This window comes from Streptomyces parvulus (genome assembly GCF_014648855.1).
Taxonomy (GTDB): domain Bacteria; phylum Actinomycetota; class Actinomycetes; order Streptomycetales; family Streptomycetaceae; genus Streptomyces; species Streptomyces parvulus.
This window is the reverse complement of record NZ_BMRX01000010.1, coordinates 60,660-77,876: the sequence shown is the minus strand read 5'-3', so window position 1 is coordinate 77,876 and position 17,217 is coordinate 60,660. Positions and strand designations below refer to the sequence as shown.

The window sequence follows — 17,217 nt, the reverse complement described above, 5'->3', positions numbered from 1 at the left end:
ACCCGGCGGCGGGCAAGGGCCGTCGTCACCGCCGCCGGGCCGGTTCTGGCCGGGGTCAGCAGGCCCCGAGGTCCTGCCAGACGCCCCATTCACCGGTGGTGCCGGGCTCCTCGCCCTTCGTCCACCACTTGGACTTCCACGTGTGCCCCTCGTGGGAGACCGTGCTCCCGCCTCCGTACGCCGTGGCCGTGTTCCAGGCCGGGGCCGCGCACTCCACCGGATCCGGCGATCCGGAGCCCGTGGGCGTCGGGGTCGGGGTCGGAGTCGGAGTCGGGGTGGGGGTGCCGGGGCCCGCCCCGGTGGTGCCGCGGGCGAGGTCACCCGTCAGGGCGTACGACTTGCCGCCGAAGGTCACCGTCCAGTTCGACGGCGTCGACACCGGCAGGTAGTACACGAGGTCCACCGTCGTGGAGGCCCCCGGCGCCAGCGACTGCCAGGCCGGCAGCTTCAGCGAGACGCGGTGGTGGTCGCCCTTGAGCCCGCCCACGTTGGACCCCGTGTGGTCGCTGCTGATCACGGAAGTGCCCCAGCCGGACTGGTCCTTGGCGTTGCCGGGCGCCGAGGTGCCGTAGTCGAAGCGGAACTCCGTGCCGCCGGGCAGGGTCGTGCCCGAGTTGTTGGTGATCTTCAACTTGGGGCTGATCGGATAGTTGGAGTCGCCGAGCGGGAACTGCTCGAACTCCACGCCGACGTCCAGCGCCTCGGAGGGCATCTCCGTGGTGGCGCGGCGGGCGCCGTAGGGACCGGCCGCCTTGAAGGTGTCGTACATCGTGTCGGTGAGCGTCGATCCCGGCACGTACTGGCCCTTGCCCGCGTCCCAGGCGTAGTCGCCGGCCAGCTCCCAGATCATCGCCCCGCCGATGCCGCGGTCGGCCACGTAGTCGGCCTTCGCCCGCACGGACTGCTCGTCCTCGGTGGACAGGAAGACCTTCTTCTCCGCGTTCCACAGCCACGGCGCCACCAGCGTGGCGTCGTACTTGCGGGCGTAGGTCCCGGTCAGGCGGGTGCCGGCGGGGAAGCCGTAGTCGGTGACGTAGTCGCCGACGATGCCCTTCTCCAGGTTCTTGGCGTGCCACATCGGGTTGGAACCGGCGGGTGACTCCGCGCCCTTCGTGTCCAGGTCGTGCCAGAGGTTGTCGATGCCGACCGCGCCGTCACCGCACTTGGTCAGCCCCGAGCCGGCCGGGCAGTCCGTGGAGGGGGCCCGGCCCCAGAGCCCGTCGGTGCCGCCGGTGACGTTCTTGAAGCCGCGCGTGTAGTACGGCAGCCCGATGTTGATCCGGCCGGCCGGCATCGAGCCGCGGAAGTAGTGGTAGGCCCAGTCGGTGTTCAGGTACCCGATGCCGCCGTACTGGGAGGTGGTGTAGACGCCGGCGGAGGCGAGTTCGGCGTCCCTGCCGTCGTCGAACAGCGAGGCGTTCGGCCCGACGTACTCGTTCCAGGCGCCGTGCAGGTCGTACGACATGATGTTGACGTAGTCCAGGTACTTCTGGACCTGGAAGGTCTCCATGCCGCGCAGCAGGTACCCGGACGACGGAGCGGCGACGGAGAGGAGGTAGTGCCGGCCGTCCGCGGCGCCCGCGCGGTCGAGCCGCTCGCGCAGCGTCTTCATCAGCGCCGCGTAGCCCTTGACCAGCCCGGCCCGGCGGCCGTTCGCGAAGGACCAGTCGAGCGGATTGCCCGCGTCCTTCATCGTGGTCGGGTACTCGTAGTCGATGTCGACGCCGTTAAAGCCGTACGTACGTACGAAGTCGACGGCCGAGTCCGCGAAGGTGTCGATGCCGGCCTGGTTGACCGAGCCGTCCGCGTTGGTGGCCATCGAGTAGAAGCCGCCGGAGTCCACCCGCGTGCCGTCGCCCTTGAAGTAGCCGCCCGTCTCGGCCCAGCCGCCCACCGAGATCATCGTCTTCACGTCGGGGTGCTGCTTCTTGAACTTGGTCAGCAGGTTGAAGTGGCCCTTGTACGGCAGGCCCGGGTCCATCTCGGCGCCCTGGACCCCGGGCCAGGTCATCCCGGTCGCGGGGTTGGCGGCGCCGTCCGCGCCGACGGAGAGCCTGTTGCCGCCGTCGACGTGAGCGAAGGCGTAGTTGATGTGGGTGATCTTGTCCCACGGGATGTCCGAGGCGAGGTACGCGGGCTTGCCGTCCTTGCCGGTGCGCCAGCTCGTGAAGTAGCCGATCACCCGGCGCGGGTGGTCCGCGCCCATCTTCTCCCGGCCCGCCGAGTCGTAGACCGAGCAGTACGGGACGTCGGTGCCGGGCGTCTCGTAGAGGCCGTCCGGGCGACAGGACTCCTGGTCGGCGGCCTGCGAGGCGGTCGCGGGCAGGCCGGCCAGGAACAGTCCGGCGACGGCGGCGGCCGCGGCGAAGAGCGCGGGTCTCGCCCGGCGGCCGGTTCTGGAGCGTGAGGGGGAAGGCACAGTCGGTTCCTCTCCACGGAAGTTGCGCAGACAGTAGAGAGGACTAGACCAGAGCGTCAATAGGTATGGACCAATTGAAAAGACCTGTGCGGCCAGGTCAGTTGGGTGGGCACGGCCCGGTCGGGTCCTGGTCGAGAAGCGCTCTGTGAGCCACCCCACACACTCCGTCCGCATGGACGGCGATCAGGCGTGGCACACTGGCCGTGTACCAGAAGCAGCGCACTCCGGGGTCGGTGAAAGTCCGAACCGGCGGTTACAGTCCGCGACCCGGTCGCCTCCAGCGACCGGTTGACCAGGTGAAATTCCTGGACCGACGGTTAAAGTCCGGATGGGAGGCAGTGCGCGGCGGGCGGGCATTCGTGCGCGCCGCCGATCTCTGGGCTCGCCCGTCACGGGTGGGCCCGTCCGGCGTCGCCCCAGGTGTCCTCGCTCGCGGTCTCTGTCGTTCTCGACAGCCCCGGAGTCCGTGCCCGAAGAGGCAGGAGGACCCGGGAAGTGTTCACCGGAATCGTCGAAGAGCTGGGCGAGATCACCGCCGTCGAGACGCTCGACGACGCCTGTCGCTTCCGGCTGCGCGGCCCCGCGGTCACCGAGGGGGCCCGGCACGGAGACTCCATCGCCGTCAACGGCGTCTGCCTCACCGTCGTCGACCACGAGGGCGACGAGTTCACGGCCGACGTGATGGCCGAGACCCTGAACCGCTCCAGCCTGGGCGTCCTCACCACCGGCTCCCGCGTCAACCTGGAGCGCCCGACCGCCGTCGGCGCCCGCCTCGGCGGCCACATCGTGCAGGGCCACGTCGACGGCACCGGCGAGATCCTGGAGCGCAAGCCCTCCGAGCACTGGGAGCTCGTGAAGATCTCCCTGCCCGCGGACCTCGCCCGCTACGTCGTGGAGAAGGGCTCCATCACCGTCGACGGCATCAGCCTCACCGTCGTCGACGCCGGACCCGACTTCTTCACCGTCAGCCTCATCCCCACCACCCTCGCCCTGACCACGCTCGGCCTCAAGCAGCCCGGCGACCCGGTCAACCTCGAGGTGGACGTCATCGCCAAGTACGTCGAGCGGCTGCTGGGCGGGCGCGTCGCACAGGGAGACGCCCGGTGAACTGGCTCAACTCCGAGGCGTTCACGCTCTTCGGCCAGCACATCAAGTGGTCCGACATGATCGGCAACGTGATCGGCCTGCTCGGTCTCGCGCTCGGCTGGCGGCGCTCCATCTGGACCTGGCCCGTGCAGTTCGTCTCCGGACTCGTCCTCTTCGCGGCCTTCGCCACCGCCCACCTCTCCGGCAGCGCCGGCAAGCAGATCGTCGTCATGGTGGTCGCCGCCTGGGGCTTCTGGCAGTGGAACCGCGGCCGGCAGCGCAGCCAGGACGGCTCCATCGCCGTCCGGTTCGCCACCTGGCGCGAGCGCGGCGTCCTGGCCGCCGCGGCCGCCGCCGGCACCCTCGCGGTGGGCGGCCTGTTCACCGCCTTCCCCACCCTGTCCTGGGACCCCTGGCCGGACGCCTACATCTTCGTCGGCACCGTCGTCGCGATGTACGCCCAGGCCCGAGGCATGGTCGAGTTCTGGTTCGCCTGGCTGCTGGTCGACCTGGTCGGCGTCCCGCTGAACTTCGCCAACGGCTTCGCCTTCTCCGGCTTCGTCTACGTCCTCTACGGCGCGCTCGTCCTGTGGGGCCTGCGCGACTGGTGGCTGCGCTCCCGTGAGGCGACGCGGCCCATCCCGGAAGGAGCGCCCGCATGAGCACCGCACCGATCCTCTACAGCCCCGAAGGCGTGGACGACCTCTCCCTCGACCCGGTCGAGCGGGCCGTCGCCGACATCGCCGCCGGACGCCCGGTCGTCGTCGTGGACGACGAGAGCCGCGAGAACGAGGGCGACCTCGTCATCGCCGCCGAGAAGGCGACCGAGGAGATCGTCGCCTTCATGATGAGCGAGTGCCGCGGCCTGATCTGCGCCCCCATGGAGGGCGACGAACTGGACCGGCTCCGGCTCCCGCAGATGGTCGACGACAACACCGAGTCGATGAAGACCGCCTTCACCGTCTCCGTGGACGCCACCGCCGCCCACGGCGTGAGCACCGGCATCTCCGCCTCCGACCGCGCCACCACCCTCCGGCTCCTGGCGAGCGGCACCGCCGCACCCACCGACCTGGTCCGGCCCGGCCACATCTTCCCGCTGCGCGCCCGCTCCGGCGGCGTCCTCGTCCGCGACGGCCACACCGAGGCCGCCGTCGACCTGGCCCGCCTCGCGGGACTGCGCCCGGCCGGCGCCATCGTCGAGATCGCCGGCGAGGACGGCCGCATGCTGCGGCTGCCCGAGCTGATCCCGTTCGCCCGCAAGCACGGGCTGACGATCATCTCCATCGAGGACCTCATCGCCTACCGCCGCAGCGCCGAACCCACCGTCCGCCGCGAGGCCGAGGTCCACCTCCCCACCCGGCACGGCGAGTTCACGGCGTACGGCTACCGCTCCACCGTCGACGGCGTCGAGCACGTCGCCCTCGTGCACGGCGACGTCGGCGCCGGCACCGACGTCCTGGTCCGCATCCACTCCGAGTGCCTGACCGGCGACGTCTTCGGCTCCCAGCGCTGCGACTGCGGCCCCCAGCTCGACGCCTCCCTGGACCGCATCCAGGCCGAGGGCAGGGGAGTGGTCGTCTACCTGCGCGGCCACGAGGGACGCGGCATCGGCCTGATGTCGAAGCTGCGCGCCTACGAGCTCCAGGAGCGCGGCCGCGACACCCTCGACGCCAACCTGGAACTGGGCCTGCCCGCCGACGCCCGCGACTACGGCGCCGGCGCCCAGATCCTGGCGGACCTCGGCGTCCGCTCCGTCCGCCTGATGACCAACAACCCGGACAAGAGCGACGCCCTCGTCCGGCACGGCATCGACGTCACCGGCCGCGAGCCGATGCCCGTCCAGGCCGGCGAGCACAACCTCCGCTACCTGCGCACCAAGCGGGACCGGATGGGCCACGACCTGCCCTGGCTGGACGCGAAGCCCGTGTCCACCTGCGGCAACCAGTAAGCAAGCAGCAACGCGAGGAGAGCCGTGAGCGGCAAGGGTGCACCGGAACTGTCCGTACGCAACGTGGGAGACCTGCGGGTCGCCGTCGTCGCGGCACAGTGGCACGACAAGGTGATGGACGGACTGGTGGACGGCGCCCTGCGCGCCCTGCACGACCTCGGCATCGACGAGCCGACCCTGCTCAGGGTCCCCGGCAGCTTCGAACTCCCCGTGGTCGCCAAGGTCCTCGCGGGCCGCGGCTACGACGCGGTCGTCGCCCTCGGCGTCGTGATCCGCGGCGGCACCCCGCACTTCGACTACGTGTGCCAGGGCGTCACCCAGGGCCTGGTGCAGGTCTCCGTCGAGACCGGCGTCCCCGTCGGCTTCGGCGTCCTCACCTGCGACACCGAGGAGCAGGCGCTCGACCGGGCCGGACTCGAGGGGTCCAGCGAGGACAAGGGGCACGAGGCGGTGACCGCGGCCGTCGCCACGGCGGCCACGCTCCGCTCAGTATCCGAACCGTGGCGCTAGCCCCGCCGGCACTACGCGTAAAGTGGGCGCCACCATGTCCAAGAAGACTTTCGAGGAGCTCTTCACCGAGCTCCAGCACAAGGCCGCCAACGGCGACCCCGCCACCTCCCGCACCGCCGAGCTGGTGGACAAGGGGGTCCATGCCATCGGCAAGAAGGTCGTCGAGGAGGCCGCCGAGGTGTGGATGGCCGCCGAGTACGAGGGCAAGGAAGCGGCCGCCGAGGAGATCTCCCAGCTGCTGTACCACGTCCAGGTGATGATGGTCGCCCGCGGCATCTCCCTGGACGACGTCTACGCCCACCTGTAAACCCCGCCCGTCCCCGCCCCACCCCACGCAAAGGAAGCCGACCTCATGCTGCGCATCGCCGTCCCCAATAAGGGTTCCCTCTCCGGCCCTGCGGCGGACATGCTGCATGAGGCCGGCTACCAGCAGCGCCGCGAGTCCAAGGAACTGCGGGTCGTCGACCCGACCAACGAGGTCGAGTTCTTCTACCTCCGGCCCCGCGACATCGCGATCTACGTCTCCTCCGGCAAGCTCGACATCGGCATCACCGGCCGCGACCTGCTGATCGACTCCGGCGCGGACGCCGAGGAGATCCTGCCGCTCGGCTTCGCCCGCTCCACCTTCCGCTTCGCCGGAAAGCCGGGCACCGCGAACGGCATCGACGACCTCAAGGGCCGCACCGTCGCCACCTCCTACGAGGGCATCGTCGCCGCCCACCTGGCCGACCGGGGCGTCGACGCCTCCGTCGTCCACCTCGACGGCGCCGTCGAGACCGCGATCGAACTCGGCGTGGCCGAGGTCATCGCCGACGTCGTGGAGACCGGCACCTCCCTGCGCAACGCGGGCCTGGAGGTCTTCGGCGAGCCCATCATGAAGTCCGAGGCCGTCGTGATCCGCCGCTCGGGCGCCGAACCCGACGAGACCACCGAGCCCAAGGTCCAGCAGTTCCTGCGCCGCCTCCAGGGCGTCCTGGTGGCCCGGACGTACGTGATGATGGACTACGACTGCCGCGTCGAGCAGCTGGAGAAGGCCGTCGCCCTCACCCCCGGCCTGGAGTCCCCGACCGTCTCCCCGCTGCACAACGAGGGCTGGGTCGCCGTCCGCGCGATGGTCCCCGCCAAGGAGGCCCAGCGGATCATGGACGACCTCTACGAGATCGGCGCCCGGGCCATCCTGACCACGGCCATCCACGCCTGCCGGCTCTGAGCCCGCCCCGGAGCGACGCCATGCCCGACACCACACCGGACCTGCCCGCCCTGCCCGTCACCTTCCGGCCGGGCCGCACCCGCGCGGTCCTGATCGCCCTCGCCGTCGCCACCTTCGCGACCATCACGGCGGTCGGGTCGCTGCTCGGCGGCCTCGGAGCGGGGGAGCGCCTCAGCTTCGTGCTGACCGCCCTCCTGCTGGCCGGCGGACTGCTCCTGATGGCCCGCCCCCGGGTCGACGTCGACCCGGAGGGCGTCACGGTCGTCAACCTCACCACCAGGCGGCGCCTGGCCTGGGCCGAGATCCTCCGGGTCAACCTCCGCCACGGCGACCCCTGGGTCTTCCTCGACCTCAGCGACGGCACCAGCCTGCCCGTGCTCGGCATCCAGCCGGGCATCGCCAGGCAGCGTGCCATCGACGACGCCCGCGCCCTGCGCGCCCTGGTGGAGGACCGCTCCGGCGCCCAGCCCGAGCCGACGCGTGACTGACACCGCGCCGCCGACCCTGCCGCGGGCGCCCTTTTCCTGATTAATCTGGGAACGACGACGCACCCGCCGCGTCTTCGCCCCTGCCGCTCCACCCGGTGCGCGGGGGTTCCTGCTACCCGAGGAGTGACTCCCTCCGGCGATGGACGGACCGTCCTTCAGTACCTGCGCCGCCCCCTGTCGTGACCTTCCGCAGGCGGCGGCATCATGACCACCCCCCTGCTGCTCCTGGCAGCCGCGTTCCTGCTGATCCTCGCCAACGGCTTCTTCGTCGCCGCCGAGTTCGGCCTGGTCACCGTCGAACGGCCGGAGGCCGAGCAGGCCGCCGCCGACGGCGACCGGCGGGCCCACCGGGTCGTCGAATCCCTCAAGGAGCTGTCCTTCCAGCTCTCCGGCACCCAGCTCGGCATCACCCTCACCTCCCTCGTCGTCGGCATGCTCGCCGAACCGGCGCTGGCCCGGCTGCTCGACGGCCCCTTCACCGCGATCGGCGTCCCCGACGGCGCCGTCCCCGGCGTGTCGGTCGTCGTCGGCATGCTGCTGGCCTCGGCGGTGCAGATGGTCATCGGCGAACTGGTGCCCAAGAACTGGGCGGTCTCCAGGCCCCTCCAGGTCGCGCGCTTCGTCGCCGGCCCCCAGCACGCCTTCGCCCGGCTCTTCCACCCGGTGATCGCCGCGCTGAACTCGGTGGCCAACCGCCTGGTCCGCGCCCTCGGCATCGAGCCCGCCGAGGAGCTGGCCTCCGCCCGCACCCCCGGCGAACTGGTCTCCCTGGCCCGGCACTCCGCCCGCGCGGGCGCGCTGGAGCAGGACACCGCCGACCTGTTCGTGCGCACCCTCTCGCTGGGCGACCTGACCGCCCAGCACGTCATGACCCCGCGGGTCAGGGTCAGCGCCCTGCACTCCTCGGCCACCGCCCAGGACGTGGTCAACCTGACCCGGGCCACCGGCCTGTCCCGCTTCCCCGTCTACCGGGAGCGGATCGACGAGATCGTCGGCATGGCCCACCTCAAGGACGCCCTCGCGGTCCCCGCGCACGACCGGCTGCGCGTGCTGACCGGCCGGATCGCCCGCCCGGCGCTGCTCGTGCCCGAGACCCTGCCCGTCCGGCCGCTCCTCGCCCGGCTGCGCAGCGAGCAGCCCATCGCCGTCGTCGTCGACGAGTACGGCGGCACCGCGGGCGTCGTCACCCTGGAGGACATCGTCGAGGAGATCGTCGGCGAGGTCCGCGACGAGCACGACGGCCTGGACGCGCCCGAACTGGCCCCGGCCCCGCCCGAGGACGGCCGCCCCGCCTGGGACGTCGACGGCAGCTGCCGCGTCGACGCCCTGCGCCGCGTCGGCCTCGAAGCTCCCGAGGGCCCCTACGAGACCGTCGCCGGGCTCGTCGCCGACCTGCTCGGCCGCATCCCCGCCGTCGGCGACCGGGCGGAGCTGCCCGGCTGGCGGCTCTCGGTCCGCCAGGTCGGCCACTACCGCGCCGAGCGGATACGGCTGGTGCGCACCTCCCCCGTCTCCGTACCGGAGGCCGCCCGATGAGCGTCCTGCAACTCCTCTTCGCCGCGCTGCTCGTGCTCGCCAACGGCTTCTTCGTCGGCGCCGAGTTCGCCCTGGTCTCGGTCCGCCGCAGCCAGATCGAACCGCTCGGCACCGCCCGCGCCCGCCAGGTGCTGTACGGGCTGGAGCGGCTGCCCCGGATGATGGCCGCCGCCCAGTTCGGCATCACCGTCTGCTCGCTGACGCTCGGCGCCGTCGCCGAACCGACGGTCGCGCACCTGCTGGAGCCCGTCTTCGAGTGGATCCACCTGCCGCACGGCATGATCCACCCGCTCGGCTACGTCATCGCGCTGGCCGTCGTGGTCTTCTGCCACCTGGTCATCGGCGAGATGGTCCCGAAGAACCTCGCGATGGCCGCCCCGGAGAAGGCCGCGCTGTGGCTCAGCCCGGGCCTGGTCGCCTTCGCCCGCCTGTGCGGGCCGGTCACCGCGGCGCTCGGCGCCTGCGCGCGGGGCGTCCTGCGGCTGTTCCGGGTGGAGCCCAAGGACGAGGTCGAGGCCGTCTTCACCAGCGAGCAGCTCAACCGCCTGGTGGAGGACGCCGGTCAGGCCGGGCTCCTCGACCCGGAGGAGCAGGCCGGCCTGGAGGACGCGCTGGAGCTGGGCTCCCGCCCGGTCACCGACGTCCTGCTGCGGCGCGAGTCGCTGGTCACGGTCAGCCCCTCGGCCACCCCGGCCGAGATCGTCGCGCTGACCGCCCGCACCGGGTACTCCCGCTTCCCGGTCGCCGCGGGACAGGGCGCCTTCATGGGATACCTGCACGTCAAGGACGTCCTCGACCTGGAGGAGTCGGAACGGGCCGTCCCTCAGCAGCTCTGGCGTCCGATGACCACGCTGCGCCCCGAACTGCCCCTGGACGACGCCCTCACGGTGATGCGGCGCGCGGCCACCCACCTGGCCCAGGTGACGGACGCGTCCGGCCGGGTGCTGGGCCTGGTCGCGCTGGAGGACGTACTGGAGCTGCTGGTCGGGGAGGTCAGGGACCCGGCCCACCGGATGGCGGCCCCGCCCCTCACCCGGCCGGCGGATCCTGCGGCCCCCGCCCCGACAGCACCTCCCCGTACGCCTGCATCAAGTCCGGCAACCGCAACGTAGCCAGGTCGTCCCGGGTCAGCGCCCCGGGGTACACCGACAGCCGCAGGTCCCGGTAGGCGCAGCTCTTCTCGTACAGCGTCCGCAGGAACCGTCCGTTGCCCAGCTCGTCGATCCACCCCTGGTCGACCACGTGCCCGGCGATCGACCGCAGCTCGTCCAGGGCCTCCTCGTCCCACACGTCGCCGTTCTCGCCCGCGAGCACCTCGCCGATCGAGGTCAGCTCCAGCGGGCGGTACGAGGGGAAGTCGACCCGGGAGGTGAAGCGGGAGGACAGGCCCGGGTTGGCGGCGAGCAGCCGGTCCATGCCCTCCGGGTAGCCGGCCAGGATCACCACCAGGTGGTCGCGATTGTCCTCGGCCCGCTTGAGCAGCACCTGGAGCGCCTCGTCGCCGTACGCGTCGCCCTTGCCGTAGCCGGAGTTGGAGAGCGAGTAGGCCTCGTCGACGAAGAGGACGCCGCCGAGGGCCGAGTCGATCAGCTCGTTCGCCTTCACCGCGGTCTGGCCGAGGTACTCGCCCACCAGGTCGGCCCGCTGCGCCTCCACCAGGTGGTCGCCGCCGAGCAGGCCGAGGGCGTAGAAGACGCGGCCCAGGATGCGGGCCACGGTGGTCTTGCCGGTGCCGGAGGGCCCGGAGAAGACGAAGTGCCGCTTGGGCGGCTGGACCGGCAGGCCCTGCCCGGCCCGCAGCCGCGCCATGTTGAGCTGCGCGGACAGCGCCTTGACCTGACGCTTCACCGGTTCGAGCCCCACCATGCGCTCCAGTTCGGCGAGCGCCTCCTCCAGCAGCGCGGGGTCGGTCGGCCCGGTGGGCAGCGCCGGGTCCGCGCCGTCGGCCTTCGCGCGCACCGGCGGCCCGCTCAGCGTGGTCAGCGGCGCGGTGGGCGGGGACCCGGGCGCGGAGACCTTGAGGTCGCGCTCCTCGGTGCCGAAGAGCGGGTCGAGGCCGTCCAGCCCCTCCACGCCGAGACCCGTCCCGGTGAGGCCCGCGAGGTCGGTGTCGTCGTCGTAGCCGTCGCTCTCGTCGATCGCCGCCAGCCGGGCCGAGGTGTCCATGAACGCCGGGTCCACACGGTGCACCGCCCGGTACAGGGGGAGCGCCGCGGCGCTGCGGCCCGTGCCCTCGTGGGCCCGCGCCAGCCAGTACCGCAGCTCCTTGCGCTGCGGCTGCTCGCTGCGGCACCGCATCAGGGCGGCCGACAGCAGCGGCTCCGCCTGGCCGAACATCTCCAGCCGCACCCGGGCCATCCCGCTGAACAGACCGGCCTCGATGCCCAGCAGGTGATCGCCGAGCAGGGGGTCGGTGTGCCGGACCAGCTGTTCCCAGTCCTTGACGAGGTAGGCGCGGCAGGCGTGCAGGAAGCGGACCTGCGGGTCGGTGTCGACCGGCGGCAGCCCCGCCAGGGCACGGTCCAGCTCCGGGACGTGGCGGCCGTCCAGCCAGTGGGAGGCGTGGGCGAGCAGCAGGTCGCGCGGATTCTCCAGCACCGGCTGCACCCACCAGCCCAGCCAGTACCAGGAGTTGAGCGTCCGTCGGTGCCGGGCGCGCTGCTCGCCGAAGCGGTCCCGGTTGCGGAACATCCGCAGCAGGGCGTTGGTGGTGTCGACGCGCAGGGCGTGCAGCCCCAGCCAGCCGTCGGCCATGGCGGGGTCGATGCGTACGGCGGTCCGGAACTCCTCCTCCGCCTGCGGGTAGGCCCCCATGGTGTAGGCGTCCACGCCGCGCAGCCAGGCGAGGTCGGCCGGGGCCTGCGGGCCCCGCGCGCCGAAGTCCATCCCGTCCCCCACGTACCGTGCCCCCGTCGGTATGCCGCCGGGCCGTCGCCCGCCGGCCGCCTCGGTCAACGGCTGCACCGAGGACCGGAGTTGCAGGTGCGCGCGGCAAACGCCCGTAGGTCGCACCGAGGGCATCGTACCCGCGGGCGGGGGTCCTCCGAAGGGTGCGGGGAGCGGTCGTCACGCGAGCCGGCGGTGGCCGGAACGGTCGGCCGGACGGTGACCGAGGGTGAGCGTATGGCGCCGCGGAGCACCCGGAAAGCGGGCTCAGGGCAGAACGAAGCCCCCGATCACGGGGGAACAACCGGGGGCTTCGCGTCTGTCGGCGGCTTAGAACTACCGCGCGTTCAGAACGTAAGACCTGTACGGCCCCTGGGTCAAGCGGAGTTGGGGCGCACGCGCGCGTTGCCGGGAAGTGATCTTCACGAGTTCAGCACATTGCCGACGGTCCGTCACCCTGAGTGAAAAAGTGGGGTTCGCAAGACGTCCCCGCCGGCCCCGGCAGCACCTCGTACCCCGCCTCCCTCTGCCGTACCAGAAGATGCGCGAAGGGGCGCGAGGGGTCGTCCGCGAGATGGCGGCGCTCCGCCGGGATCCAGCCGTCCCAGAACTCCCGCTGCTCCGCTCCGTCGCGCGCCCGGCCGCGGGCCCACGCCTCCTCGGCGGGCAGGTCCATCCAGAACAGCAGCGCCAGGTGCGGGCGCACCGCCCGGCGGCCCGCGCCGACCCCCTCGACCAGCACCACCGGAGCCGCCGGCAGGGGACGCGGCGGCCCGAAGCGCCGGGACCGCCAGTCGTAGGGGGCGTAGTGCGCGGTGTCGCCCCGCCGCAGCGGCCCGACCACCTGGTCGAGCAGTCGCCCGGTCCAGCCGAACAGCTCGTCGTGGCTGGCGACGTCGTCGAGGCGCAGGACCGGGGCGCCGCCCAGCTCCGCCGCCAGCCGCCCGGCGAACGTGGACTTCCCGGACCCGGCGTGGCCGTCGACGCCGATCAGGCGCACGGGCCCGCAGGAGGGGGGTAGCCGGCGGAGCCGGGCGGCGAGGTCGTGGATGGCGGATCCAGTGCGGTGCGAGGGTGCGGGCAGGGTTCGTCCCGCACTCTAACCGCGCGCCCGACCCGCCCCCACCTCGACGTTCCCGCCAGTGGTCGACACCAATGTTCATGGCGTGGCGTGCGCGGAAGTGCTGGCAGGAGCGGGCGGCTGCGGTCATAGTTGGCGCACGACCGTGCAACGGACCCGCCCGACTCGGACACCTGGGGGTCTTCCGCCCATGAGCAGAGCCGAACAGCCGTCCCGCCGAGCCGTCCTGGCCGCGGCGGTCGCCGCGGCCGCCGTGGCAGGCGGCGCCCTCCCCGCCGCGGCCGAGGCCGCCGCGCCCGGCCCGGACGCGGGAGGCGATGCCGGCGACGGCGGCCGCGCCCCCGCCCGCCGGGTCGACTACCGCGCCTGGACCACGCACGACGACTGGCGGCGCGGCACCGCCCGGGGCGCCCGGGTCGTCGCCGGTTCCCGGCCCGGCGTCACGATCGGCACCCCGGCCGGCACCGCCGACTACACCGACCCGCACACCGGCACCACCGCCGCCTGGGAGTACGCCACCTGGACCTCCCCGGTCCACCGCCTCGCCGTGCCCTCGACGGAGGCCATCGCGTCCTGGAACGCGCACACCCCGGCCGGCACCTGGATCCAGGTCGAGCTGCGGGGCACCTACTCCGACGGCACCGACACCCCCTGGTACGTGCTGGGCCGCTGGACGGCGGGCGACGGCGACCAGGACATCCGCCGGACCTCGGTCGACGACCAGGGGGACGGCAGGAGCAGCGTCTGGACGGACACCCTCGCAGTCGACGACGCCGCCTCGGGCCTGCGGCTCGCCTCCTACCGGCTCCGGCTCACCCTGTACCGGCGCCCCGGCACCCGGAGCGCGCCCACCGTCTGGCGGCTCGGCGCGATGGGCTCCGACATCCCCGACCGATTCACCGTCCCGGCCTCCACCCCGGGCCTCGCCCGGGAACTGCGCGTCCCGCGCTACTCGCAGGAGATCCACAAGGGGCAGTACCCCGAGTACGACAACGGGGGCGAGGCCTGGTGCAGCCCCACCTCCTCGCAGATGATCATCGAGTACTGGGGCGGCCGGCTCACCGAGGACCAGCTCTCCTGGGTCGACCCCTCCTACGCCGACCCGCAGGTCTGCCACGCCGCCCGGTACACCTACGACAACCAGTACTCCGGCTGCGGCAACTGGCCCTTCAACGCCGCCTACGCGGCCACCTTCAAGGGCCTGCAGGGCGTGGTCACCCGCCTCGGCTCCCTCGCCGACCTGGAGCGGCTGATCGCGGCCGGCATCCCGGCCATAACGTCCCAGTCGTTCCTGGAGAAGGAGCTGACCGGGGCGGGGTACGGCACCTCGGGCCACCTGATGACCGTGATCGGCTTCACCGCCGACGGGGACGTGATCGCCAACGACCCCGCCTCCGACGACAACGAGGCGGTGCGGCGCGTCTACAAGCGGCGCGAGTGGGAGAACATCTGGCTGCGGACCAAGCGGTACAACGCCGACGGCAAGGTCGTCTCCGGCACCGGCGGCGTCTGCTACCTGTACTTCCCGGCCCACCCGAGCGCCCGGCAGCGCCAGGCGCTCGCGGCGGTGGGCGTGCGCTGACGCCCGGCGAGGGGCCCCGGCGGTGATCCGCCGGGGCCCCTCGCTGTGACCAAGCTCTCGGCCGCGAAAGCCGCCACCGGTGGCAAGGTGGACAGGGCTGCCGGGGCGGGGAGCGAGCCGGGGAGCCGGGGAGTCCACCGAAGGCCCGAGATCAGCGAGAAGCCATGACCTCACACACCGCCACCGCCACCGCCGCCCGTGCCCGTACCGGCGGTCCCCAGGACGACGGTCCGAAGATCCTCGAGCACGTCATGGGCTGGACCCTCGTCGTGGTGATCGCGATGCTGGTGGTCCAGTTGGGGCTGCTGTGACGTGACCGGCGTGTGACCTGCCCCACGAACCGACCTGCCATACTGCGGATGTCCCGCCGCCCGTAGGAAACCAGGGTCGAAATTGAATATCAGTCAACAGCGTGCCGCAGCCCGTCCCCGGGCCCGCGGCACCGAGCGCTCGCTGGCCCGCCGCGCCGAACTCATCGCCATCGGGCGGAGGTTGTTCGCGGACACCTCCTACGACGCGCTCTCGATGGACGACATCGCCCGCCAGGCGCATGTCGCCAAGGGGCTGATCTACTACTACTTCCAGTCCAAGCGGGGCTACTACCTGGCGATCATCCAGGACTCCGTCGCCGACCTGGTCGACACCGCGGCGCGGGGCACCGAACTGCCGCAGGTGGGCCGCGTGCAGCGCACCATGGACGGTTACCTCCGCTACGCCGAGCACAATCAGGCCGCCTACCGCACCATCGTCAGCGGCGGGGTCGGCTTCGACGCGGAGGTGCACGCCATCCGGGACGGCGTGCGCGAGGCCATCGTCGCGACCATCGCGGAGGGCGCGTACGGCCGCTCCGACATCGGGCCGCTGGCCCGCATGGGCCTGCTCGCCTGGGTGTGCAGCGTCGAGGGCGCCACCCTGGACTGGATCGGCCGGCCCGGACTGCCCCGGGACACCATGCGCGAGCTGCTGGTCAAGTCGCTCGGCGGCACCCTGCGCGCCATCGAGGAACTGGACCCCGCCTACCCGGCCCCGGCGCCCGCCCGCCGCGACGCGTGACGAGGGGCGGAGGCCCGAGCCGGCCTCCGCCCCCGCCCCCGTGCGCCGGGTGGTTCAGTCGATCGCCTTGATCAGCTCGCCGTCGCCGGTGTCACCGCTCAGCTCCCAGAAGAACGTCCCGCCCAGACCCTGCTCGTTCTTGTACGACATCTTGGTCGCGATGGTCTGCGGGGTGTCGTAACTCCACCAGTCGCTGCCGCACTTGGCGTACGCGGTGCCGGCCACCGTGCCGGTCGCCGGGCAGCTCTGCTTCAGCACCTTGTAGTCCTCGATGCCGTTCTCGTACGTGCCCTTGGCCGGGCCGGTCGCGGTGCCGCCGGGCTCCGACTGGGTGACGCCGGTCCAGCCGCGGCCGTAGAAGCCGATGCCGAGCAGCAGCTTCGAGGCCGGGACGCCGAGGCCCTTGAGCTTCGCGATGGTCGCCGAGGAGTGATAGTCCGCCTTGGGGATGCCGGAGTACGAGGTCAGCGGCGAGTGGGGCGCGGTCGGGCCCGTGGTGTCCCAGGCGCCGAAGAAGTCGTACGTCATCGGGTTGTACCAGTCGACGTACTGGGCGGCGCCCGCGTAGTCGGCCGCGTCGATCTTGCCGCCGGCCGTCGCGTCGGCCGTGATGGCCGCGGTCACCAGGTAGTCCTGGCCGAACTTGGCGCGCAGCGCGCCCATCAGCTTCGGGAACGCGTCGCGGCCGCTCTCGTCGCAGCTCAGGCCGCAGGAGTTGGGGTACTCCCAGTCGATGTCGATGCCGTCGAAGACGTCGGCCCACTTGGAGTTCTCGACCAGGTCGTAGCAGGACTGGGCGAAGGCGGCGGGGTCCTTGGCGGCCTCGGTGAAGCCGCCGGACCAGGTCCAGCCGCCGAAGGACCAGAGGATCTTGAGGTCGGGGTGCTTCTGCTTCAGCTTCAGCAGCTGGTTGAAGTTGCCCCGCAGCGGCTGGTCCCAGGTGTCGGCGGTCCCGTCGACGGACTCGGCCGCGGTGTACGCCCGGTCGGTCGCCGCGTAGGCGTCGCCCATCGCGCACTTGCCGCCGGTGACGTTGCCGAACGCGTAGTTGATGTGCGTCAGTTCGGCGGCGGAACCGGAGGTCTCGACGTTCTTGACGTAGTACTTCCGGTCGTAGGTGCCCCATTCGGTGAAGTAGCCGACGACCTTGGAGCCGGCCGCGGCCTGCGTGGCGGGCGCCTGCGCGGTGGTCGCCGTGGCCGTGCCGGCGCCGGCCAGCAGTCCCGCGCCGAGGGCGACGGAACACAGGGCGGAGAAGAGCGCCCGCAGCGAGCGGGCGCGCGGGAGGTGGGGGACGTGCATCGGGTGTCTCCTCGTGGGGGGAAGAGGGAAACGCGCGCCGATTGGCATGAACGCGGTAACGCGTTCGGGCCGTCACGGTAGAAGGACTAGACCAGTTGGGTCAATGGTGCGGACCA

16 protein-coding genes and 1 riboswitch are annotated in these 17,217 nt (G+C 72.2%); of the genes, 12 read left to right on the top strand and 4 right to left on the bottom strand.

Annotation, left to right across the window (positions count from 1 at the left end):
• Positions 1-55 precede the first annotated feature (55 nt).
• Positions 56-2,419, bottom strand: a complete 2,364-nt coding sequence (locus IE108_RS20600) for a chitinase C-terminal domain-containing protein (protein ID WP_064726873.1) — start codon at positions 2,417-2,419, stop codon at positions 56-58.
• 215 nt (positions 2,420-2,634) lie between these two features.
• Positions 2,635-2,765, top strand: a riboswitch (FMN riboswitch).
• 149 nt (positions 2,766-2,914) lie between these two features.
• Between IE108_RS20600 and IE108_RS20595 the strand changes: the two genes are divergently transcribed.
• The 9 genes from IE108_RS20595 (at position 2,915) to IE108_RS20555 (ending at position 10,309) form a co-directional block, all read left to right on the top strand.
• Positions 2,915-3,526: a riboflavin synthase gene (locus tag IE108_RS20595; RefSeq protein ID WP_064726872.1), complete on the top strand. Its 612-nt coding sequence runs from the start codon at positions 2,915-2,917 to the stop codon at positions 3,524-3,526.
• Positions 3,523-4,167 carry a nicotinamide mononucleotide transporter family protein gene (locus tag IE108_RS20590; RefSeq protein ID WP_064726871.1) on the top strand — a complete coding sequence of 215 codons (645 nt, stop codon included), beginning with the start codon at positions 3,523-3,525 and terminating at the stop codon, positions 4,165-4,167. The genes IE108_RS20595 and IE108_RS20590 overlap by 4 nt, the downstream gene beginning before the upstream one ends.
• Entirely contained in the window at positions 4,164-5,453 is a 1,290-nt protein-coding gene (locus IE108_RS20585; RefSeq protein ID WP_064726870.1) for a bifunctional 3,4-dihydroxy-2-butanone-4-phosphate synthase/GTP cyclohydrolase II, read from the top strand. Before IE108_RS20590 ends, IE108_RS20585 begins: the two co-directional genes overlap by 4 nt.
• Positions 5,454-5,477: 24 nt before the next feature.
• Positions 5,478-5,963: a 6,7-dimethyl-8-ribityllumazine synthase gene (gene ribH, locus IE108_RS20580; RefSeq protein ID WP_064726869.1), complete on the top strand. Its 486-nt coding sequence runs from the start codon at positions 5,478-5,480 to the stop codon at positions 5,961-5,963.
• A gap of 34 nt (positions 5,964-5,997) precedes the next feature.
• Positions 5,998-6,270 (top strand): phosphoribosyl-ATP diphosphatase, encoded by a 273-nt coding sequence (locus IE108_RS20575; RefSeq protein WP_030951748.1) that lies wholly within the window; start codon positions 5,998-6,000, stop codon positions 6,268-6,270.
• A 45-nt stretch (positions 6,271-6,315) separates the two neighbouring features.
• Positions 6,316-7,173, top strand: a complete 858-nt coding sequence (gene hisG, locus IE108_RS20570; RefSeq protein ID WP_064726868.1) for an ATP phosphoribosyltransferase — start codon at positions 6,316-6,318, stop codon at positions 7,171-7,173.
• A gap of 20 nt (positions 7,174-7,193) precedes the next feature.
• Complete coding sequence (locus IE108_RS20565) at positions 7,194-7,661, top strand: PH domain-containing protein (RefSeq protein WP_064726867.1); 468 nt, start codon at positions 7,194-7,196, stop codon at positions 7,659-7,661.
• Between the two features lie 204 nt (positions 7,662-7,865).
• On the top strand, positions 7,866-9,197 hold the full coding sequence (locus IE108_RS20560) for a hemolysin family protein (protein ID WP_064726866.1): 1,332 nt from the start codon (positions 7,866-7,868) through the stop codon (positions 9,195-9,197).
• A complete protein-coding gene (locus tag IE108_RS20555; RefSeq protein ID WP_064726865.1) occupies positions 9,194-10,309 on the top strand; it encodes a hemolysin family protein in 1,116 nt (371 codons plus the stop codon). Before IE108_RS20560 ends, IE108_RS20555 begins: the two co-directional genes overlap by 4 nt.
• Here IE108_RS20555 and IE108_RS20550 read toward each other — a convergent pair.
• Both IE108_RS20550 and IE108_RS20545 read right to left on the bottom strand, forming a co-directional pair.
• A complete protein-coding gene (locus IE108_RS20550) occupies positions 10,227-12,083 on the bottom strand; it encodes an AAA family ATPase (protein ID WP_064726864.1) in 1,857 nt (618 codons plus the stop codon). The two genes, IE108_RS20555 and IE108_RS20550, sit on opposite strands and share 83 nt — an antisense overlap.
• A gap of 430 nt (positions 12,084-12,513) precedes the next feature.
• Entirely contained in the window at positions 12,514-13,167 is a 654-nt protein-coding gene (locus IE108_RS20545; RefSeq protein WP_373297028.1) for a uridine kinase family protein, read from the bottom strand.
• 187 nt (positions 13,168-13,354) lie between these two features.
• Between IE108_RS20545 and IE108_RS20540 the strand changes: the two genes are divergently transcribed.
• The 3 genes from IE108_RS20540 (at position 13,355) to IE108_RS20530 (ending at position 15,799) form a co-directional block, all read left to right on the top strand.
• On the top strand, positions 13,355-14,746 hold the full coding sequence (locus IE108_RS20540) for a C39 family peptidase (RefSeq protein WP_064726862.1): 1,392 nt from the start codon (positions 13,355-13,357) through the stop codon (positions 14,744-14,746).
• A 164-nt stretch (positions 14,747-14,910) separates the two neighbouring features.
• Positions 14,911-15,057, top strand: coding sequence for an SCO1431 family membrane protein (locus tag IE108_RS20535; protein WP_107420086.1), 147 nt, complete (start codon positions 14,911-14,913; stop codon positions 15,055-15,057).
• Positions 15,058-15,139: 82 nt separating this feature from the next.
• Positions 15,140-15,799, top strand: coding sequence for a TetR/AcrR family transcriptional regulator (locus IE108_RS20530; RefSeq protein WP_064726861.1), 660 nt, complete (start codon positions 15,140-15,142; stop codon positions 15,797-15,799).
• Positions 15,800-15,853: 54 nt separating this feature from the next.
• Here the strand turns inward: IE108_RS20530 and IE108_RS20525 are convergent, their stop codons facing one another.
• Positions 15,854-17,101 (bottom strand): glycoside hydrolase family 18 protein, encoded by a 1,248-nt coding sequence (locus tag IE108_RS20525; protein ID WP_064726860.1) that lies wholly within the window; start codon positions 17,099-17,101, stop codon positions 15,854-15,856.
• Positions 17,102-17,217: the final 116 nt, after the last annotated feature.